The following is a 20,544-nucleotide window of genomic DNA, read 5'->3' as shown; positions in this document are numbered from 1 at the left end:
TTGCAGATTAAATTAACAATTTAATTAGTTTAAATTTTAAATAAATTATAGTGACAAAATATCTGAGTTGTATTATAATAATTAATAAAAGGCATCAAAATCAAATATAAAAACACATAAATACAAAACTATTTAACTTTAGCTTTAAAAATCAAGCATAATTAAACATAAAATCAAAATTGCACAAATATCGGTTATAGAAAGGGGAAAAAATTATGAAATTTGAACTACTACACCCAGCCGACCAGATAGTAATGATAATGGAAAGAATATACGGCTATGGTATGACAACAACATCTGGTGGCAATATATCAATTAAAGATGACAATGGCGATATCTGGATTACACCCTCTGGTATAGATAAAGGAAGTTTAAAAAGTAACGATATAGTTCAGGTAAAAGAAAATGGAGAGATTATTGGGAAACACAAGCCTTCTGTCGAACTTCCGTTTCATGAGATGATATACCGTGCGAGGCCTGATATAAAAGCAATAATTCACGCGCACCCGCCAGCAATTATGGCATTTTCGCTGGCACGCAAAATTCCAAATACCAAGCTTATTCCAAATGTCCATCTAATATGTGGCGAGGTTGAGCTTGTTGAGTATGCTTTACCTGGAAGTACTGTTCTTGGTCAGAAGATAGCTGATACATTCAAGAAAGGAATATCAACAGCTGTTTTGGCAAACCATGGGATTGTTGTAGGTGCAGAAAACCTTTTCAAGGCGTTTATGGCGTTTGAAACGCTTGATTTTTGTGCTCAGCTTGAGATAAGGGCAAGGCTTATTGGTGAGCCTAGACAACTCAGGCCAAAAGATATTGAGATTTCAAAAGCAAAACAAGATATTCAAATGGATGAGTTTATTCCAAAAACATATTCAAGTTTTGAAAGATTGTCAAGAAAAAAGATGTGTGAACTTATCCACAGGGCATATGACCAGAGGCTTTTTACAAGTACCCAAGGAACATTTTCACAAAGGCTTAGTGACAATTCTTTTATAATAACACCATACATGGTTGATAGGAAGTATATTCAGCCAGAAGATATTGTAAGAGTAGAAAATGGGTATAAGGAGGCTGGGAAAAAACCAAGCAGGTCGGTTCTGTTGCATAAGTTTATTTATGAAAAGCATCCAGAGGTCAACGCGATAATCATTGCTCATCCGCCAAACATAATGGCATTTGCAGTTACAGACAATGATTTTGATTCAAAAACAATACCTGAAACTTATATTTATCTCAGAAAGGTTAAAAAAATTCCATTTGGTTCATCGTTTATGCAGCCTAAAATGACTGCAGACGTATTTTCCAAAGAAACTCCAGCTGTGATTGTTGAAAATGACTGTGTAATTGTTGTAGGCAAAGACCTTTTAGATGCATTTGACAAACTTGAGGTGTTAGAGTTTACTGCAAAGGCAATAATAGATGCAAAAAAATTAGGTGATGTTGTACTAATAAGCCAAGAAGAGATTAAAGAGATAGAAAGTGCATTTAAACTATGAAAAAATACTTTGAAAGGGATGATGAGATGGAAAAAAGTAAAAGTTTGCAAGAGCTTGTATGGCTGTGCCAGAAGATTGGCAGGAAAATTGACTATGTTCAGGGTGGCGGGGGAAACATTTCTGTAAAGCTTGATTCTCAGTATATGGCAATAAAAGCCTCTGGTTTTAGGCTTGACCAAGTGACAGAAGAAGATGGCTACGTTGTTGTAGATTATCAAAGAATAAAAAGCTTTTATGAGAGTGTAAATATTTCGGTGGTCAAAGATTATGAAAAAGAAAGTTTAGAAATTGCCCAAAAAAGTGTTTTGAGTTTTTCAGGTAGGATTTTAAGACCCTCAGTGGAGGTAGGATTTCATTCAATTCTTGACAGATATGTAATTCACTCTCATTCTGTATATGCAAATATCCTAACTTGCTCACGTGAAGGCAGACAGTTGTGCTATAAAATATTTGAAAATAGAAATTTTAGCCTTATCTGGGTACCTTATATCAATCCTGGTTTTTCGTTAACCCTTGAAATTTCAAACCAGCTTAGAAGTCTGCCAGCTATAGATAAAAGACCAAAAGTAATCTTCATGGAAAATCATGGGCTTGTTGTGTCTTCAGATAATTTGAAAGAAGCATATGAAGTACACGAAATGGTTAACCTTTTGATAAAAAGATGGTTCAAAATAAGAGGACGATATCCTTCATGTGTATTAAAACAAGTTGGTGATAAAAGATATCAGAGCAAAACAAGGTTTATTTTGGATTTTATAAAGTCAGAAGGGTTTGAAGTTGATCTATTTGAGAAGTATCCTCTTTATCCTGACCAGCTTGTTTATATAAATTCAAGTATGTATACAGAGAATCCAAAGATAGAAATAGATTTACCACGAGGAACAGTTATCTACAACTCAACCTATTCAGAGGCGGTTGCAATCGACGAAACTTTACTTGCTTATCTTTATCTGATAACTAAAATAAATAAGTTTGGTCTTACTATAAAAAGTATGTCACGTAATGAAATGGAGTATATCAAAAACTGGGAAAGTGAAAAATATAGAAAAGAAATATTAAAAGAATTTGCAAAATAATAAGGCAACAAGTAGGCACAACTGCTTGTTGCCTTTTAATATTGGGGGAAAGTGTCATTTTTTAGTTTGGTTTTGCCACATTTTCAATCCAATATTTTTAAAATACTCAATTCTATCTTTCAAACTTGGAAATTTCTCTCGTATTTTGTCTGAAAAAAATCCAAACTCTTTATCCTCTGTTGCCATTATCTCATGTCCAATCAAAGCCCATGTAGTGTCTATCAAATGTTTAAACTCATCCTGTTTTAATGCTTCACATATAAACCTTTGGCGGGGTGAGTTTATGTCTTCTCCGCTTATCTGGAGAAAGTCATATTTTTCACATAAGTTTTTAACTCTTTTGAGCTGAGAAAGAGTATTTCTTGAGGGCATGTATGTTACTGCTTTTATGCCAAGCTCATTTAAAACCTCAAACAGAAGTTCAAGATAATCATCTTCAAATTTTTCTCTTCTTTTATCGCCTGTGACAGATTCAACAACATCACCAAGGTAGGCATATGCAATTATTGCACCTATCTTATGTGAAAACTCTACAACCTCTTTTATGTCAGGGCACTCATCTGTGGCATTTATGTAGAACTTTGGAGTAAAATCGCTCTTAAGAAGACCTAAAAGATCATACTCATAAAAAGGATTTTGCTCATCATTGAGAAAGCTTTCTACTTTTGGGTTAATATCAATTTCGAGCTCATTTTTAAGAAATCTTATCAGCTTCTCTCCTTTTCCAAGTATTTCAACAAGTTTTTTTGCCAGAGCAAAAAGTATGTGCCTTTCTGTGACAGTGCCCCCTTCTTTATATTTTGAAATACCCACAACATCCTTTTCAAAATCCAAAGCAATTTCGTACTTTGAAAGAAGGCTATTAATGTTTTCTACCATCAGCCTATTTCTTCTCATTCTCCTCTCCACGTACGGCTTAAAAAAATTCATTACAGTTTCAATTTGGTTATGTGGAATTCCATGAATTGCAACATAAGCAATTGAATGCTGGTCAGGATTATTTATCTTTTTGCCAGAAAGCAAAGTTTTTGAAAAATCAGCTCTGCATTCAACACCAATTGTTGTTGCAATACCTGCTAATTTACCAGCAACAATAAATTCATTGCTACCTGCTATAGTATCATGGTCCATTATGCCTGCTGTCGGAAGACCGCTTTTTGCGGCCATATAGATTGCCTTTGAAGGAGAGTATGGTGAAAATGAGTAAAATGTATGTATGTGATTGTTTATGACGCTACTTTTTGGTGGCAGGGCAATCTTGCCTTGCCTGACAAGCTTAAAGAAGTTTGAAAGAGCTTCAAGTCTTCTTTCCTTATCTTCATGATTTAGCTCTTTTTCAAGATCAAACTCAACTTGTGCCATGTTTCAAATCTTTCTCCTTTTTCAAGATTTATCTCATTTCCTGACCACCTGTTACATTTATAGCCTGCCCTGTCATGTAGCTTGCCTCATCAGATGCTAAAAATACTAACACGTTTGCAACATCGTCATATGTGCATGCACGCCTTAAAGGTACCTGGCTCAAATACTTTTCTCTTATCTGTTCTGGTGTAAGTCCCTGATTTTTGGAGTACTGCTCATAAAGGCTGTTTACCCACAAAGGTGAGTCAAGCAAATTTCCCGGGCATATAGCATTTACTCTAATCCCGTACTCTGCAAGCTCAAGTGCCAAGCTCTGGGTAAGACCAATACCACCAAACTTTGATGCAGAGTATGCGGAGTTTTTGTATGATCCTTTCTTTCCAGACTTACTATTTATCTGGATTATATTTCCTTTTCGGCGTGGAATCATCACTCTTGCTGCGGCTCTTGCACACAAGAAATATCCAATGAGGTTTACATCGATTACCTTTTTCCACTCAGCAAGTGAAAATTCTGTGATAGGTTTTGCAATAAGTATTCCGGCATTTGCGACCATCAAATCAAGCTGGCCAAAAGTTTCAATTGTCTTGTCAACCATTGCTTCGACATCTTGTTCGTTTGTAACATCACACTTTACAGCAATGGCACAAGACAACTCACTTGCAACTTTTTGAGCACCTTCGATGTTTATATCTGCAACAACAACCTTGCATCCTTCTTTGTCAAGTCTTCTTGCTAAAGCCTCGCCAAGCCCCTGGGCAGCCCCTGTAACAATCGCAACCTGTCCTTCTAATCGTTTGCAGTACATATTATAATACCCCCTTTGATATTGTTTTAACATGTTGTCTTTTTGCTTTGTCTACAATTAATTATACAATATATGTTGTGTTTATGTCTATATCAATTTGATTTATTTTTGACTTTATTGATTTTTTGGCTAAGATATATTATCATTATCTTATAACAACCCTAATGTTATAGATAAGATTTTGATTTATAAAGGAGGATATAAAAATGAAGACAAAAGCTGTGAGATTATATGGCAAAAACGATTTGAGACTTGAAGAATTTGAACTTCCACCAATAAGAGAAGATGAAATCCTGGCAAAAGTAATTTCTGATAGTCTTTGTATGTCTTCTTATAAGGCAGCAATTCAAGGAAGTGACCACAAAAGAGTACCAAAAGACATAGATAAAAACCCTGTTATAATAGGTCATGAATTTTGTGGGCAGATAGTAGAGGTAGGTAAAAAGTGGCAGGATAAATTCAAGCCAGGTGACAAATTCACGGTTCAGCCTGCGCTGAATCTCAAAGACAATCCATATGCAGCGCCAGGCTATTCGTTTCAGTACATTGGTGGTGATGCAACATACATCATTATTCCCAATGAGGTGATGGAACAAAACTGTCTTTTAAAATATGAGGGTGATGCTTTTTTTTACGGCTCACTCGCAGAGCCAATGTCGTGCATTATTGGTGCATTTCATGCAAGCTATCACACACAGCAAGGCAAGTATATACACATAATGGGTACATTGGAAAATGGTTTTATGGCAATCTTAGCAGGTGCTGGTCCAATGGGCCTTGGTGCTATTGACTATGCTGTGCACGGCCCTAAACCACCAAAGCTGCTTGTTGTGACAGATATAAACCAGGAAAGGTTAGATAGAGCAGCCTCAATATATACTCAAGAAGATGCTAAAAAGCATGGTGTTGACCTTTATTATGTCAATACTGCCAATATAGATGATGTTGAGAATTATCTTCTTTCATTTACTGATGGCAGAGGCTTTGACGATGTTTTTGTCTTTGCTCCAGTCAGAGAACTTGTTGAACTTGCAGATAAAATTCTTGCAAGAGATGGGTGCCTAAACTTTTTTGCAGGACCGAGCGACCCCAATTTTTCAGCACTTTTGAACTTTTACAATGTCCATTACAACTCAACGCACGTTGTTGGAACAAGTGGTGGCAATACCGATGACATGATTGAAGCGCTTGATTTGATGGCAAAAGGTATCGTCAACCCCGCTGCAATGATTACTCATATTGGAGGGCTCAATTGTGTAGCGCAAACAACTCTAAATCTTCCCAAAATCCCTGGCGGAAAAAAGCTTATATACACAAACATAGAGCTTGAACTTGTGGCAATAGAAGATTTCAAAGAAAAAGGCAAAGAAAATCCTCTTTTTGCAGAGCTTGCAAAGATTGTTGAAAGAAATAATGGTCTTTGGTGCAAAGAGGCAGAAGATTTTCTTTTAGAGAATGCTAAAAAGATTTGACAGTTAAAATTGTATATTGGCAATGATGAAAGGAAGATATGCAAAGTGTGTATAAATGTTTGTTATTTAGAAAAGGTAGACTATCAGGAATCTCTTTCAATTCAAGAGAGCATTTGGTCTTTGAGGGTTGAAAAGAAGATTGGTGACACACTGCTGTTGCTTGAACATCCACCTGTTATCACAATAGGAAGACGTGGCAGTAGGAATAACATACTTGTGTCAGAGGAATTTTTAGAGAAAATGGATGTCGAGGTGTTTGAGGTAAGCCGTGGTGGGGATGTGACATACCACGGTCCTGGTCAGCTTGTAGGATACCCAATTTTTGATTTGGCTTTGACAGATAGAGATATAAAAAAGTTTGTGTATCTTTTAGAAGAGGTTTTTATAAGGCTTTTAAAAGACCAATATGATGTTGAAGCGCACAGGGATGAAGATAAATACACGGGTGTTTGGGTTGGCAATGACAAGATAGTTGCTATAGGTATAGCAGTTAAAAAGTGGGTGACCATGCACGGGTTTGCTTTCAATGTAAATACAGATCTTGAACACTTTTCATGGATTGTTCCGTGCGGACTGAAAGATAGAGGTGTTACATCCTTAGAAAGACTGATTGGAAGCACAATTCGGTTTGAAGATGTGGTTGATAAGGTTCAGACTTATTTTGGAAAGGTTTTCGGCAGGAGTTTAAATATCTTGGACAAAGAAGAGCTTTTCAATTTGCTAAAAATTCAAACACAAGAAGGTATGGAAAGATGAGCTATCTAAAAAAGCCTGATTGGCTTAAGATAAGAGTAAAGGCAGATCAAAAAATAGATGATGTCATAGAAATTTTAAAAATGTTTTCTCTTCACACGGTGTGTGAAGAAGCTCAGTGTCCAAACATTTATGAGTGCTTTTCAAAAAAAACTGCTACTTTTTTGATTATGGGAGATGTATGCACAAGAAACTGCACATTTTGTGATGTCAAGAAAGGGAAACCTGTGAAGTTAAATAGTGATGAGCCTAAGATGGTTGCAAATGCTGTAGGTGCATTGGGACTAAAGTATGTTGTTATAACCTCTGTTACAAGGGATGATTTGCCAGATGGAGGAGCTTTTCACTTTGCAGAGTGCATAAGAAGCATAAAAGGAAAAAGCCCACACACAAAGATTGAGGTTCTAATTCCTGACTTTAAAGGTAGTTTTGAATCAGTTTCAAAGGTTGTAGAAGCTTCACCTGATGTTGTTGCACACAACATAGAGACCATCGAAAGGTTATATCCCTGCGTAAGACCTTTGGCAAGTTATAAAAGGTCGCTTGATGTCTTGAGGATGGTAAAAGAGATTGATAAGAATATATTTACAAAATCGGGTATCATGGTTGGACTTGGTGAGACAAAAGATGAAGTTAAAAAGGCGCTTGAAGACTTAAGGAAAGCAGAGTGTGATTTTGTAACAATAGGACAATACCTATCCCCTTCCAAGAATCACCATCCTGTTGTTGAGTTTGTTCATCCAGATGTCTTTGAAGAGTACAAAGAATTTGCAATTTCAATTGGATTTAAGTTTGTTATGTCAGGTCCTCTTGTGAGAAGTTCATATATGGCAGAGAATGCAAAAGATATAATTGAAAATATACGCAAAATATAAAATTAAAAATACAATAATCAAAATAACATTGACAAAAAACAAACAAAATGATATTATTGAATTGAAAATGAACAAAATTAACAAAGTATCTGAAAAAATATATCAAGTATTGAGAAATAAATAAACAGCTCAAATGGAGGTTTTTTTGAGATGGCAACACCTGTAATAATGCCCAAGCAAGGGCAGACTGTTGAAAGCTGTATAATTACAAAGTGGCACAAGAAAAAAGGTGATAAGGTTGAGGTTGGCGACCTTTTATTTTCTTATGAGACCGACAAGGCAAGCTTTGATGAGGAGGCAAAGGTAAGTGGTGTGCTTCTTGACATCTTCTTTGAAGAGGGTGAAGAGGTTCCTGTCTTGACAAATGTGTGTGTGATTGGTGAACCTGGTGAGGATGTACTTAAGTTCAATCCAAAGACCTTCTTGGAAGATCAAAAAGATCACATCTCACATTTGCAGACAGCTGAGCAAGACGTCCCGATGGAAACTCAAACAGAAATTTCAAAGCACTATTCTCCAATTGAAGGGAAAATAAAAATTTCGCCCAGGGCAAAGAACTTAGCTGAAAAGTTAAATGTTGATTTTAGGTTTGCAAAACCTTCAGGACCGGACGGAAGAATAATTGAAAGAGACATTTTAAAACTTTTTGAGTCAGGGCCTGTGTTCACAAGTGCGGCAAAGCAGGAAGCAAAAGAAATTGAAGATGTTGAAGTTTTAGATCCAACTGGCATTGGTGGTAGAATTACAACTTTTGACATTGAAAGGGCAAAGCAGGAAAGCTATGTCTCAAAAACTTCTGAGTCTTCTGGGCAGAATGTAGAATATGAAGATGTGCCGCTATCTAACATCAGAAAGGCTATCGCAAAGGCTATGTATCTATCACTTACCACAACAGCTCAGCTGACATTACATACATCATTTGATGCAAGTAAAGTCCTTGAGTTTAGAAAGAAAGTAAAAGAAAACAGAGAAAAACTGGGACTTGAGGATATCACAATAAACGATGTAATCCTTTTTGCTGTCTCAAGGGTTTTACCAAAACATAAGTTGCTCAATAGCCATTTTTTGGATGATAAAATGAGATATTTCAAGAATGTTCATCTTGGGTTTGCAGTTGACACAGAGCGTGGTCTTATGGTACCAACAATATTCAATTGTAACCAAAAGAGTTTGAGTCAAATCTCAAAAGAAGCAAAGGAGCTAATTGGCCTTTGCAAAAAAGGAACAATCTCACCAGACCTTTTGAAAGGAGCAACATTCACTGTCACTAACTTAGGAAGCTTTGGCATAGAAAGTTTTACGCCTGTCCTAAATCCTCCTCAGACAGGGATTTTGGGTGTAAATACAATTGTCCAAAGGCCTAAGGAAGAAGATGGACATATAAAGTTCTATCCTGCAATGGGGCTATCACTAACATTTGACCACAGGGCATTAGATGGAGCCGATGCAGCAAGGTTTTTGAAGGATTTAAAGGAGCTTTTAGAAAACTTTGATTTGCTTTTGGCACTCTGATTCTGAAGAAAGGGTGAAAACTTAGATGAAATACGACCTTATAATCATAGGTGGTGGACCTGCGGGGTATCTGGCAGCGGAAAGGGCTTCAAAAGGAGGACTTAAAACGCTCTTGATAGAAGAAAGGTATTTGGGCGGTGTTTGTCTCAATGAAGGCTGTATTCCTACAAAGACTTTACTGTACAGTGCAAAGATTTTAGAAGGGGCAAAGCATGGTTTTAAATATGGTGTTGAAGTAAAAAATATCACGTTAAACCATAAAAAGGTGCTTGAAAGAAAAGACAAAGTAATAAAAACTCTTGTGACAGGAATAAAAAGTAAGCTCAGAAAAAGCGGTGCTGAAATACTCAGCGGCCATGGAGAGATTTTGGGAAGAAACAGCAAAGGATATATTGTAGCGGTGGGCGATAAAGAATTTGCTACAGATAGGCTTTTGATTGCCACCGGTTCTTCGCCTTTCATTCCACCAATTGAGGGCGTGAAAGAGGGGCTTGAAAAAGGTTTTGTGCTGACCAACAGAGAAATTCTTGAGATTGAAAGTGTTCCAGCATCGATGGTTGTGATTGGTGGGGGAATTGTTGGGCTTGAGATGGCGTCATATTTCAATTCGGCAGGTTCAAAAGTGACTGTGATTGAAATGCTTGACCACATTGGCGGCGGCATGGACAGGGAAATTTCGAATATACTGCTTGAAGCATACAAGAAAAAGGGAGTTGAGTTTGAACTTTCAGCAAGAGTTACTAAAATTGATGACCGAAAAGTGGTGTATGAAAAAGATGGAAAGATCTTCGAAAAAGAGGCAGAGAAAGTTTTGCTGAGCGTCGGAAGAAGACCAAATATAACAGGGTTTGGACTTGAAAACATAGGAGTTGAGGTTGAAAAAGAGTGTATAAAAACAGATGAGAGAATGAAGACAAATGTTCAAGAGGTGTATGCTGCGGGGGATGTAAATGGAAAGCTCATGCTTGCTCACACAGCGTACAGAGAAGCAGAGGTTGCTGTATGGAATATGCTTGGAAGAAGGATGAAGGTGAACTACAATTCTATTCCTTCTGTTGTATATACAAACCCGGAGGTTGCATGGGTGGGCGAGAGCGAAGAGTCGGCAAAAGAAAAAGCTTTGGAATATGAAGTTGTAAAACTTCCTATGCTTTACAGTGGAAGGTTTGTTGCCGAAAATGAAGAATTTGACGGGCTTTGCAAAATATTGATTGATAGAAAGAAGAGAACAATACTTGGCTGTCACATGATAGGAAACTACAGCTCAGAAATAATTTTCGGTGTTGGTGTGATGATTGAGATGCAACTGAGAGTTGAAGATATAAAAGATATTGTATTTCCACATCCGACGGTTAGCGAAATCGTAAGAGAGGTCATATTTGAGCTATAGAATTTGTGGGGGAGGTTGGTTTAAAGATGCCAAAGTCACAGTTTATTGACCCGAACGAGGTAAGAAAAAGTGGCTGGATAAAATTTTTTGATATTCCTGTAAACCAGTATAACAAAACCTTAGAAGAGGAGAGACAAAACTTTTCGGATGACCAGCTGATTAGAATTTACAGAGACATGCTTATAATCCGCGAATTTGAAACAATGCTCTCTTTAATAAAAACGACTGGGAAGTACAATGGAATAAAGTATGACTACCCGGGACCGGCACACCTGTCGATTGGTCAGGAAGCAGCAGCGGTGGGCCAGGCTTTTGTGCTTGATAAAGATGACTTTATATTTGGTTCACATAGAAGTCATGGAGAGGTTATTGCTAAGGGCCTTTCAACAATTGAAAAGCTCAGTGACAATGAGCTTTTAAAAATTATGGAAAGTTATTTTAATGGAGCAATACTTAGAGTTGTGGAAGAAAACTTAAAAAATATCTCAAGCATTAAAGAACTTGCAGTCAACTTTTTCTTGTATGGCACGCTTGCCGAGATATTTGGAAGAGAAACAGGCTTTCAAAAAGGGCTTGGCGGGTCTATGCATGTGTTCTTCCCACCATTTGGAATTTACCCGAACAATGCAATTGTTGGCGGGTCTGCTGACATTGCAGTAGGAGCAGCTTTGTTTAAGAAAATCAATAAGAAAAATGGCATTGTTGTTGTCAATATTGGCGATGGTTCGATGGCGTGTGGACCTGTATGGGAGGCTATGTGCCTTGCTTCAATGGACCAATACAAAAAATTGTGGGATGATGAATACAGAGGTGGTCTTCCAATAATCTTCAATTTTATGGACAATCAATATGCTATGGGCGGGCAGACACGCGGCGAGACAATGGGATATGACATGCTTGCAAGAGTCGGAGCAGGCGTTAACCCTGAGCAGATGCATGCTGAGCGTGTTGATGGCTACAATCCACTGGCTGTAATTGATGCAATGAAGAGAAAGAAATACCTGCTGCAACAAAAACAAGGCCCGGTACTTTTGGACATTGTCACATACAGGCTCACAGGTCATTCTCCATCTGATTCATCTTCTTACAGGACAAAAGAGGAGATTGAGGCATGGGCAGCTCAAGACCCAGTTGTAACTTATAAGGATGAGTTAATCAAAGCAGGTGTTATGACAGAAGAAAAGATAGAGGAGATTCAAAGCTATGTGAAAGATCTTATAACAAAGATATGTGCTCTTGCTGTTGATGAAAATGTTTCGCCAAGAATAAATCTTGTGAAAGACCCTGATGGTATAGCAAGATATATGTTCTCAAACCAGAAGATTGAGAAGATGGAAGACAGAACTCCTGAGGTTTTGATTCCAAAAGAAGAAAATCCGCGTGTAAAACAGATAAAAAACAAAATAAGAGTAGGAATTGTTGACGGGAAACCTGTTCCAAAGGCAAAGGTGTTCAATCTCAGAGATGCAATATTTGAAGCGCTGCTTGACAAGTTCTACACAGATCCAACACTTATCTCATACGGAGAAGACTTGCGCGACTGGGGCGGAGCTTTTGCGGTCTACAGAGGACTTACTGAGTCGCTCCCATACCACAGACTGTTTAACACCTGTATCTCAGAAGGTGCAATAGTTGGGTCTGCAGTTGGATATGGGATGTGTGGTGGTAGGGTTGTTGTGGAGATAATGTACTGTGATTTTATCGGAAGAGCAGGGGATGAGATATTCAATCAGCTTGCAAAATGGCAGGCAATGAGCGCAGGGACATTGAAAATGCCTGTTGTTGTGAGGGTTTCTGTTGGTTCAAAATATGGTGCACAGCACTCACAGGACTGGTCTTCTATTGTCTCTCACATTCCTGGACTTAAAGTTGTATTCCCAGCAACACCTTACGATGCAAAAGGTCTTATGAACAGCGCACTGTCTTCCACAGACCCAGTGATTTTTTTTGAAAGCCAAAGACTGTATGACATTGGAGAGCTTTTCCACAAAGAAGGCGTACCGGAAGGATATTATGAGGTTCCAATTGGCGAACCTGATATCAAAAAAGAAGGTAAGGACATTACAATCCTGACAGTTGGAGCAACACTGTACAGAGCACTTGATGCAGCCAAAATCTTGGAAGAAAAGTATGGTGTTAGTGCTGAAATCATTGATGCGCGGTCGCTCGTACCTTTTAACTATGAGAAGGTGATTGAATCTGTCAAAAAAACAGGGAAAATTGTGCTGGCTTCTGACGCATGTGCAAGGGGCTCAATTTTGAAAGACATGGCAGCAACAATTGCCGACCTCGCATTTGACTATCTTGACGCGCCACCTGTTGTAGTTGGTTCTAAAAACTGGATTGTACCTGCATACGAATTTGAAAACTATTTCTTCCCGCAGGCTGACTGGATCATTGATGCAATCCATGAGAGGATTATGCCGCTCAAAGGTCATGTGCCAAAGAACAACTTCACAACAAATGAGATTTTAAGGACAAATAGACTTGGTATATAATACTTTTAAATCCAAGATGAGTTTTCGGGATGTGGTGTTGTGAATGATTTTAGAAGGCAAAAAATCCTTGATATATTAGAACAAAAAGGGGAAATCCAGCTTCAAAAACTCAAAGAGTTTTTTCCGGACGTATCAACCATGACGCTGCGACGTGATTTGATTGCGCTTGAAAAGGAAGGACACCTCATTCGGACGCATGGTGGTGCTATCAGCACAAAGAAGCTGTGGCAGCTGACTGGCCAGGAAGACGAATATTCAAAGCGTGCTCAGGAAAATATTGAAGCAAAAATGAAGATTGCAAATATTGCAAAGGGACTTGTTGAAAAAAACAGGTCAATATATTTTGACGCAGGTTCTACCATCATGTGGCTTGCCAAAATACTCGATAGTGACAATTTCACAATCATCACAAGCGGGCTTAATATTGCACTCGAACTTGTGAAAAAGAAAAGTGTCTTTGTTGTGATGCTTGGCGGGATTGTCAATAGCAACACCTTATCAGTGTCTGGTCCAAATGCCATATTTTCTCTTGATAGAATGAACATTGACATTGCTTTTATGAGCGCATCAGGTTTTTGTCTTGAAACAGGATTTAGTGTTTCAAATGCATATGAAGGTGATCTCAAAAGAAGGATAATCGACCGGAGTCAGAAAGTGGTTATGCTTATGGACACTTCAAAAGTGGGCAAAAACATGCCGTTTTCGTACGCAAGGCTTGAGGAGATTGACATATGGGTTTGCGAAAAAGCACTTCCAGAAGACATAGAAAAGGCTGCCCGTGAAAGTGGAGTTGAGATTTTATATTGAGGGAAAAGGGAGGGAAGGTTTTTATGAGCTTAGATTACGAAAAAATTCTTGCTGATTATGAAAGAGCAAAAGAGGTATACAAAACTTTTGGTATTGACACAGATGAAGTTCTAAAGAAGATGAAAGGGATTAGTATTTCACTTCACTGCTGGCAGGGCGATGATGTGACAGGGTTTGAAGAAGCAACGAAAGGCATGGGCGGTGGCGGAATTTTAGCAACAGGAAACTATTTTGGCAGGGCGAGAAACGGCGATGAACTCAGGTCTGATTTAGAGTTTGCTATGAGCCTCATTCCTGGCAAGCACAAGGTAAATCTTCACGCAATATATGCTGAGACAGATGGGAAAAAGGTTGACAGGGATGAGCTTTCAATTGACCACTTTGAAAAGTGGCTCAAGTGGGCAAAAGAAAAGGATATAGGGCTTGATTTTAATCCCACATTTTTTGCCCATCCAAAGGCACAGTCAGGATACACGCTCTCAAGCACAGATAAAGGTGTCAGAAAGTTTTGGATAAAGCATGGCGTAAAATCAAGAGAAATTGCATCCCAAATAGGGAAAGAACTAAAAAAGACTTGTATAAACAACATTTGGATTCCTGATGGGTCGAAAGACTTTACAGCAAAGAGGTATGAGTACAGGAAGATTTTGAAAGAGTCTTTAGATGAAATATTTGCTGCGTCGGTTGACAAAACCTATCTTGTTGATTCTGTTGAGAGCAAGCTTTTCGGAATTGGGTCTGAGGCATTTGTTGTTGGTTCTCATGAGTTTTACATGGGCTATGTTTTTACAAGCAAGCATGATATAGCAATTTGTTTTGACCTTGGACATTTCCATCCAACAGAAAGTGTGGCTGACAAGATTTCATCAGTTATAACATTTTCAAAGAAGGTGCTTTTGCATTTGAGCCGTGGTATGAGATGGGACAGTGACCATGTTGTTGTGCTGAACGATGAGGTATTGTCTGTTTCGCAGGAAGTAAAAAGGGCAGATGCTTTTGACAGGGTGTTTTTTGCATTGGACTTTTTTGATGCAAGCATAAACAGGATTACTGCTTGGGTGACAGGCGCAAGATCTGCATTAAAATCAATTCTGTACGCTTTGCTTGAACCAACACATCTTTTAAATGAAGCTGAAAATGAAGGGGATTTTGGGAAACGGCTTGCGCTTTTAGAAGAGTTCAAAACTTTGCCATTTGGTGCTGTGTGGAACAAGTTCTGCTATGAAAGTAACGTCCCTGTTGGAAGCAGCTGGCTTGACAAAGTAAAGGAATACGAGGATAAGGTGTTGAAAAGTAGGATATAAAAAACAAAAAAAGGCTGCAGCTTGCGGTTAGGTTACATAAAACCGGCTGCAGCCCTTTTTATATCCACATTATTTAAACGGATTTTCGTCCTTGTAGAGCATATTTGCTGGTTGATTGAACGATATGTCATCAACACCCAGCATTTTCATTGCGTCAAATAGAACTTTTCCAACATGTTTGAATGCAACTGCTGTGTGATGCGGGAATCTCTTTTGAATCAGAACGTATCTGTAGAATCTTCCCATTTCTTTTATTGCAAACACACCAATTCCACCAAATGATCGTGGGTCAATGTCAATTACCTCACCCTGTGCAATGTACGACCTGAGCTGACAGTCAGCTGTTGACTGAAGCCTGAATATTGTTATTTCACCAGGTTTTATTGCGCCTTCAAGTGTTCCGCGAGTGATATCAGGTTCTTTGTCAGGTTCTAAAAGTCTGTGCATAATGAGCTGGTATCTCATCTCTGCATATTTCATATGGCAAATTGGAGTATTTCCGCAGTGGAATCCCATAAAAAGGTCTGTTAACTTATAATCTTTGAACTTGTCCTTATTTGCCTCGTACATATCTTTTGGCACTGTGTTGTTTATATCAAGGATTGTTGCGGGAAGCTGTGTTGCAAGTGTCACTATATATTCGCTCAGTGCCCCGTATATATCAACTTCACATGCAACTGGAATACCTCTTGATGCAAGCCTTGCGTTTACATAGCATGGAACAAACCCAAACTGTGTCTGAAAAGCTGGCCAGCACTTGTTAGCAAATATTGCAAACTTGCAGCTGCCACGATATTTTTCATACCAGTCCATCAAGGTGAGCTCATATTGAGCAAGCTTTGGCAAAATACCTGGGTGTTTGTTTCCAGTGCCAAGCTCATCTTGCATTTGTTTTACAATCTCAGGTATACGTGGGTCATCTTTGTGGTTGTTGAATGCCTCAAACAGGTCAAGCTCAGAGTTTTCCATTATTTCTATACCAAGGTCATAAAGAGGTTTTATTGGTGCGTTACATGCAAGGAAATCCTGTGGACGTGGTCCAAAACTGAAGATTTTAAGGTTCTTTACTCCTATCACAACCCTTGCAACATCTACAAAATGTGCAATCATGTTTGCAACCTCGCTGCTATCTCCAACAGGATACTCAGGAATGTAAGGATTGAGCTTTCTAAGACCTATGTTGTACGAAGCGTTTAGCATACCACAGTAAGCATCGCCACGACCGTCAAACAGATTTTCTTGTGTCTCTTCAGCTGCTGCGACAAACATGGAAGGTCCGTCGAACTTTTGTGCAAGCATTGTTTCAGGTCCTTCTGGACCAAAGTTTCCAAGATACACAACAAGAGCATTTACACCTGCTGCTTTAAGTTCGTCTAAGGCTTTTAAAACGTCGTTTTCATTTTCTACTGTTGTCTTCGCCTCAAAGATGTCAATGCCAAGACGTTTGCACGCTTCAACTACCGCTTTTCTTCTTTTTTCAGAAAGTGTAATTGGAAAACAGTCTCTGCTAACTGCCACAATTCCAAGTTTTACTTCAGGTATGTTTTGAATCATCTTAAATATTCCCTCCAAAATGTTCTTATAAATTCAGAAATGTTTTTATAATTTAATTATATACCTTTCAACTTGTGCATACAATAAAATAATTCCATTATATTCCATTTAAAATCAAAAAATTGTTCACATACAAGTTGGGAAGCAAACTTTTCAAAATCCACTTTTAAAATAAAAACTTTTATGCTACAATATCATAGTTAAAATATAACTTTTTATTAGACCGACAGCAATGAAAAATTTAAAATAAATCTTTTTGAGGGAGGATTAGAATGGAGTTCAAGATTGAAAGAAAAGGTACAAACAAAGCAATAATTGAGGTTGAGGTTGAGGCTGAAAAGTTTGAAGAAGGTCTTCAAAAGTCTTATTTGAAAAACGCAAAATATTTCAAAATTCCAGGTTTTAGACCTGGCAAGGCTCCAAGGTCTTTGATAGAGAGAGCTTATGGCGAAGAGGTATTTTATGATGATGCTATTGACTATGTTTTAAATGAGACATATCCAAAAGTGATTGAAGAGAGCAAACTTGAAGTTGTTTCAAGGCCAGAAGTAAATATTGTTCAGGTCGAGAGAGGAAAGAGCTTAATATACAAAGCTGAAGTGTATATAAAACCTGAGTTTGAGCTTGGACAATATAAGGGAATTGAAATCAAAAAGATTGAATATCCTGTTGCTGAAGAAGAAGTAGAACACGAGCTTGAACACTTGAGAGAGGAAAATGCAAGGTTTGTTCCTGTTGAAAGGGAAGTTATGCAAGGCGATATTGTCACGATCGACTTTGAAGGGTTTGTGGATGGAGAGCCGATTAAAGGTGGTGCTGCTCATGATTATGAGCTTACAATAGGTTCTAACGCATTTATACCGGGGTTTGAAGAGCAGATTATTGGTATGAACAAGGGTGAGGAAAAGGAAATAAAGGTAACATTCCCAGAAGATTATCAAGAACCTTCGCTTGCTGGTAAAAAAGCAACTTTTAAGGTGAAAGTGAAAGATATAAAAGTAAAAGAGCTTCCTGAGCTTGACGACGAGTTTGCAAAAGATGTCAGTGAATTTGAAACGTTAGAAGAATTGAAGGAAAGCATCAGAAACAGAATTAAAGAGAAAAATGACCAACGAGCAAAAGACGAGATGATTGATGCGATTTTAGAAAAAATTGCCCAAAATACTTCAATAGATATTCCTGAACCAATGATTGAAAATCAGATAAATTATTATGTTGAAGATGTTGTAAGAAACCTGCAGTACTTTGGCATGACATACGATAGATACCTGCAAGCTATAGGAAAGACTGACAAGGAATTTAGAAGCCAGTTTAGAGAAAGAGCAAAAAAAGCTGTAAGAAATAACCTTATCCTGGAAAAGATTGCAAGGGTAGAAAATATCCAGGCAACAGATGAAGAGCTTCAAAAAGAGCTTGAAAGACTTGCAAAGATGTATAATTTGGAAGTTGATAAGCTCAAAGAAAGACTTTCTGAAGATGATATTGAATATATAAAAGAGGGTATAATCCTAAATAAGGCTATAGATTTTATTTACGAAAATGCTAAAATTATAAGTGAAGATAATCAAATTGAAAATCAGGAGAATTGAATTAAACCAAGCTTTTGAGTGAGAATTGATATTTTTAGTGTCACTAAATTGTTTATTGGATAAAGGAGGGAAAAATTATGTCTGCACTTGTTCCAATAGTTATAGAGCAGACAAACCGTGGCGAGAGAGCATATGATATATATTCAAGGCTTTTAAAAGATAGAATAGTAATCCTAAGCGGTGAGATTACAGACGATATTGCATCACTTATAGTTGCTCAGCTTCTTTTCTTAGAGGCTGAAGACCCTGACAAAGATATTTACCTTTATATAAACTCACCTGGTGGTTCTGTTACAGCAGGCTTTGCAATCTATGACACAATGCAATATATAAAACCTGATGTTTCAACAATCTGTGTTGGTATGGCAGCGTCAATGGGTGCGTTCCTGCTTGCGGCAGGTGCAAAAGGTAAGAGGTTTGCCCTACCAAACAGCGAGATAATGATACATCAGCCGCTTGGTGGTGTTCGCGGTCAGGCAACAGATATAAAAATTCATGCTGAATGGATTTTGAAGATAAAAAACAGAATAAATAAAATCTTGTCAGAGAGGACCGGTCAACCAATTGAAGTTATTGAACGTGATACAGACCGCGACTTTTTCATGACAGCAGAAGAGGCTTTAAAATACGGTATCATTGACAAGGTGATTGAAAGGCGTCCATAAATTCTTCTTTTAATTTGAGGTGATTCAAAATTGGCTAAATTTGAAGAAAAGAAACAGCTAAGATGTTCATTCTGTGGGAAGTCACAGGATGAAGTAAGACGGCTTGTTGCTGGTCCCGGGGTTTATATCTGTGATGAGTGCATTGAGCTTTGTTCTGAAATAATCTCAGAGGATTTTGAAGAAGAAGAATACAATGAGTTTGACGACAGACTTCCAACTCCAAAGGAAATAAAAGATTTTTTAGACCAATACGTTGTTGGTCAGGACCACGCAAAAAAGATTTTGTCTGTTGCTGTATATAACCACTACAAGAGGATATACTACCACGACACTAAAAAAGACGATGTTGAACTTCAAAAGAGCAATATCTTGATGCTTGGACCAACAGGGTCTGGAAAAACATACCTTGCACAGACTCTTGCAAAAATGTTAAATGTCCCATTTGCAATAGCTGATGCAACAACTTTGACAGAAGCAGGTTATGTTGGTGAAGACGTTGAAAATATCCTGCTCAGGCTCATACAGAATGCTGACTATGATATTGAAAGAGCAGAGCGTGGTATAATTTATATAGATGAGATTGACAAGATTGCAAGAAAGTCTGACAATCCGTCTATCACAAGAGATGTTTCAGGCGAAGGCGTGCAGCAGGCACTGCTCAAAATTTTGGAAGGGACTATTGCTTCTGTACCGCCACAGGGTGGGAGAAAACATCCGCACCAGGAGTTTATACAGATAGACACAACAAACATCCTGTTTATCTGTGGCGGGGCTTTTGAGGGTATTGAAAAGATAATTGAAAAGAGAATTGGTGAAAAGACACTTGGTTTTAACGCAAAGATTGAGAGCAAAAAAGAGAAAAAGATTGGGGATATATTAAGACAAATAATGCCTCAGGACCTCCTAAAGTTTGGAATGATTCCTGAATTTATAGGACGTGTGCCTATAATAGTTACATTAGATGCACTTGACAAGGAAGCTTTGATAAAGATACTAACAGAACCTAAAAATGCTCTTGTAAAACAGTACCAGAAACTTTTTGCGATGGATGGCGTTGAGCTGGAGTTTGAAAAAGATGCATTAGAAGCAATTGCTGACAAGGCTATTGAACGCAACACTGGTGCAAGAGGGCTTAGAGCTATAATGGAAGAGATTATGCTTGATGTAATGTTTGAGATTCCGTCAAATGATAAAATAGAAAAGGTTGTTATTACAAAAGCTGCTGTTTTAAAAGAAGACAAACCTATTGTAATAATAAATGAGAACAAGAAAGTTCAGAAAAGGCCGAGACTAAAACATCGACTTCAGGAAAGAAGAGGAAATGTCTCATAACACAAAATTTGAGATGTAGAACTGACGATATAGGAAGAAGGCTGG

The 20,544-nt window shown here is 38.0% G+C and carries 16 protein-coding genes; 13 read left to right on the top strand and 3 right to left on the bottom strand.

All coding sequences use genetic code 11. The features are described 5' to 3' along the window. The first annotated feature begins 215 nt into the window (after nt 1-215). Both CaldiYA01_RS08790 and CaldiYA01_RS08785 read left to right on the top strand, forming a co-directional pair. Entirely contained in the window at nt 216-1,502 is a 1,287-nt protein-coding gene (locus CaldiYA01_RS08790; protein ID WP_207178887.1) for a class II aldolase/adducin family protein, read from the top strand. Next, nucleotides 1,499-2,578, top strand: coding sequence for a class II aldolase/adducin family protein (locus tag CaldiYA01_RS08785; RefSeq protein ID WP_238480509.1), 1,080 nt, complete (start codon nt 1,499-1,501; stop codon nt 2,576-2,578). The genes CaldiYA01_RS08790 and CaldiYA01_RS08785 overlap by 4 nt, the downstream gene beginning before the upstream one ends. Before the next feature lie 54 nt (nt 2,579-2,632). Here the strand turns inward: CaldiYA01_RS08785 and CaldiYA01_RS08780 are convergent, their stop codons facing one another. Then, nucleotides 2,633-3,940 (bottom strand): PHP domain-containing protein, encoded by a 1,308-nt coding sequence (locus CaldiYA01_RS08780; protein WP_207178885.1) that lies wholly within the window; start codon nt 3,938-3,940, stop codon nt 2,633-2,635. 28 nt (nt 3,941-3,968) lie between these two features. Beyond that, nucleotides 3,969-4,748 (bottom strand): sorbitol-6-phosphate dehydrogenase, encoded by a 780-nt coding sequence (srlD, locus tag CaldiYA01_RS08775; protein ID WP_207178883.1) that lies wholly within the window; start codon nt 4,746-4,748, stop codon nt 3,969-3,971. A gap of 206 nt (nt 4,749-4,954) precedes the next feature. On the opposite strand from srlD, the gene CaldiYA01_RS08770 reads away from it, so the two are divergent. The 8 genes from CaldiYA01_RS08770 (at nt 4,955) to CaldiYA01_RS08735 (ending at nt 15,359) form a co-directional block, all read left to right on the top strand. After that, entirely contained in the window at nt 4,955-6,220 is a 1,266-nt protein-coding gene (locus CaldiYA01_RS08770) for a zinc-binding dehydrogenase (protein ID WP_207178881.1), read from the top strand. Nucleotides 6,221-6,265: 45 nt separating this feature from the next. Further along, on the top strand, nt 6,266-6,976 hold the full coding sequence (gene lipB, locus CaldiYA01_RS08765; protein ID WP_207178879.1) for a lipoyl(octanoyl) transferase LipB: 711 nt from the start codon (nt 6,266-6,268) through the stop codon (nt 6,974-6,976). Further along, complete coding sequence (lipA, locus tag CaldiYA01_RS08760; protein ID WP_207178877.1) at nt 6,973-7,848, top strand: lipoyl synthase; 876 nt, start codon at nt 6,973-6,975, stop codon at nt 7,846-7,848. The genes lipB and lipA overlap by 4 nt, the downstream gene beginning before the upstream one ends. 150 nt (nt 7,849-7,998) lie before the next feature. Further along, nucleotides 7,999-9,360 carry a dihydrolipoamide acetyltransferase family protein gene (locus tag CaldiYA01_RS08755; RefSeq protein ID WP_207178875.1) on the top strand — a complete coding sequence of 454 codons (1,362 nt, stop codon included), beginning with the start codon at nt 7,999-8,001 and terminating at the stop codon, nt 9,358-9,360. A gap of 25 nt (nt 9,361-9,385) precedes the next feature. Continuing rightward, complete coding sequence (lpdA, locus tag CaldiYA01_RS08750; protein ID WP_207178872.1) at nt 9,386-10,750, top strand: dihydrolipoyl dehydrogenase; 1,365 nt, start codon at nt 9,386-9,388, stop codon at nt 10,748-10,750. Between the two features lie 26 nt (nt 10,751-10,776). After that, entirely contained in the window at nt 10,777-13,248 is a 2,472-nt protein-coding gene (locus tag CaldiYA01_RS08745; protein WP_207178870.1) for an alpha-ketoacid dehydrogenase subunit alpha/beta, read from the top strand. 39 nt (nt 13,249-13,287) lie between these two features. After that, nucleotides 13,288-14,055 carry a DeoR/GlpR family DNA-binding transcription regulator gene (locus CaldiYA01_RS08740; protein ID WP_207178867.1) on the top strand — a complete coding sequence of 256 codons (768 nt, stop codon included), beginning with the start codon at nt 13,288-13,290 and terminating at the stop codon, nt 14,053-14,055. 23 nt (nt 14,056-14,078) lie between these two features. Next, nucleotides 14,079-15,359, top strand: a complete 1,281-nt coding sequence (locus CaldiYA01_RS08735) for an L-rhamnose isomerase (protein ID WP_207178864.1) — start codon at nt 14,079-14,081, stop codon at nt 15,357-15,359. A 69-nt stretch (nt 15,360-15,428) separates the two neighbouring features. Here the strand turns inward: CaldiYA01_RS08735 and CaldiYA01_RS08730 are convergent, their stop codons facing one another. Continuing rightward, the gene (locus CaldiYA01_RS08730) at nt 15,429-16,913 is read right to left on the bottom strand and encodes an L-fucose/L-arabinose isomerase family protein (protein ID WP_207178861.1); all 1,485 of its coding nucleotides are present in this window, start codon (nt 16,911-16,913) and stop codon (nt 15,429-15,431) included. A gap of 272 nt (nt 16,914-17,185) precedes the next feature. Here CaldiYA01_RS08730 and tig point away from each other — a divergent pair, with 272 nt between their 5' ends. From tig to clpX, 3 genes are all read left to right on the top strand, one after another. Next, on the top strand, nt 17,186-18,502 hold the full coding sequence (gene tig / locus CaldiYA01_RS08725) for a trigger factor (protein ID WP_207178858.1): 1,317 nt from the start codon (nt 17,186-17,188) through the stop codon (nt 18,500-18,502). Nucleotides 18,503-18,579: 77 nt separating this feature from the next. Next, a complete protein-coding gene (clpP, locus tag CaldiYA01_RS08720) occupies nt 18,580-19,167 on the top strand; it encodes an ATP-dependent Clp endopeptidase proteolytic subunit ClpP (protein WP_013403820.1) in 588 nt (195 codons plus the stop codon). Nucleotides 19,168-19,197: 30 nt separating this feature from the next. Next, the gene (clpX, locus tag CaldiYA01_RS08715) at nt 19,198-20,499 is read left to right on the top strand and encodes an ATP-dependent Clp protease ATP-binding subunit ClpX (RefSeq protein ID WP_207178857.1); all 1,302 of its coding nucleotides are present in this window, start codon (nt 19,198-19,200) and stop codon (nt 20,497-20,499) included. Nucleotides 20,500-20,544 lie beyond the last annotated feature (45 nt).

The organism is Caldicellulosiruptor diazotrophicus (genome assembly GCF_017347585.1).
Lineage (GTDB): Bacteria > Bacillota > Thermoanaerobacteria > Caldicellulosiruptorales > Caldicellulosiruptoraceae > Caldicellulosiruptor > Caldicellulosiruptor diazotrophicus.
This window is presented reverse-complemented; position numbering and strand designations above follow the sequence as displayed.

Excerpts from the sequence above, each read along its gene's own strand:
- CaldiYA01_RS08790 (WP_207178887.1), top strand. The coding sequence starts at position 216 with ATGAAATTTGAACTACTACACCCAGCCGACCAGATAGTAATGATAATG.
- CaldiYA01_RS08785 (WP_238480509.1), top strand. The coding sequence starts at position 1,499 with ATGAAAAAATACTTTGAAAGGGATGATGAGATGGAAAAAAGTAAAAGT.
- CaldiYA01_RS08780 (WP_207178885.1), bottom strand. The coding sequence starts at position 3,940 with ATGGCACAAGTTGAGTTTGATCTTGAAAAAGAGCTAAATCATGAAGAT.
- srlD (WP_207178883.1), bottom strand. The coding sequence starts at position 4,748 with ATGTACTGCAAACGATTAGAAGGACAGGTTGCGATTGTTACAGGGGCT.
- CaldiYA01_RS08770 (WP_207178881.1), top strand. The coding sequence starts at position 4,955 with ATGAAGACAAAAGCTGTGAGATTATATGGCAAAAACGATTTGAGACTT.
- lipA (WP_207178877.1), top strand. The coding sequence starts at position 6,973 with ATGAGCTATCTAAAAAAGCCTGATTGGCTTAAGATAAGAGTAAAGGCA.
- CaldiYA01_RS08755 (WP_207178875.1), top strand. The coding sequence starts at position 7,999 with ATGGCAACACCTGTAATAATGCCCAAGCAAGGGCAGACTGTTGAAAGC.
- lpdA (WP_207178872.1), top strand. The coding sequence starts at position 9,386 with ATGAAATACGACCTTATAATCATAGGTGGTGGACCTGCGGGGTATCTG.
- CaldiYA01_RS08745 (WP_207178870.1), top strand. The coding sequence starts at position 10,777 with ATGCCAAAGTCACAGTTTATTGACCCGAACGAGGTAAGAAAAAGTGGC.
- CaldiYA01_RS08735 (WP_207178864.1), top strand. The coding sequence starts at position 14,079 with ATGAGCTTAGATTACGAAAAAATTCTTGCTGATTATGAAAGAGCAAAA.
- CaldiYA01_RS08730 (WP_207178861.1), bottom strand. The coding sequence starts at position 16,913 with ATGATTCAAAACATACCTGAAGTAAAACTTGGAATTGTGGCAGTTAGC.
- tig (WP_207178858.1), top strand. The coding sequence starts at position 17,186 with ATGGAGTTCAAGATTGAAAGAAAAGGTACAAACAAAGCAATAATTGAG.
- clpP (WP_013403820.1), top strand. The coding sequence starts at position 18,580 with ATGTCTGCACTTGTTCCAATAGTTATAGAGCAGACAAACCGTGGCGAG.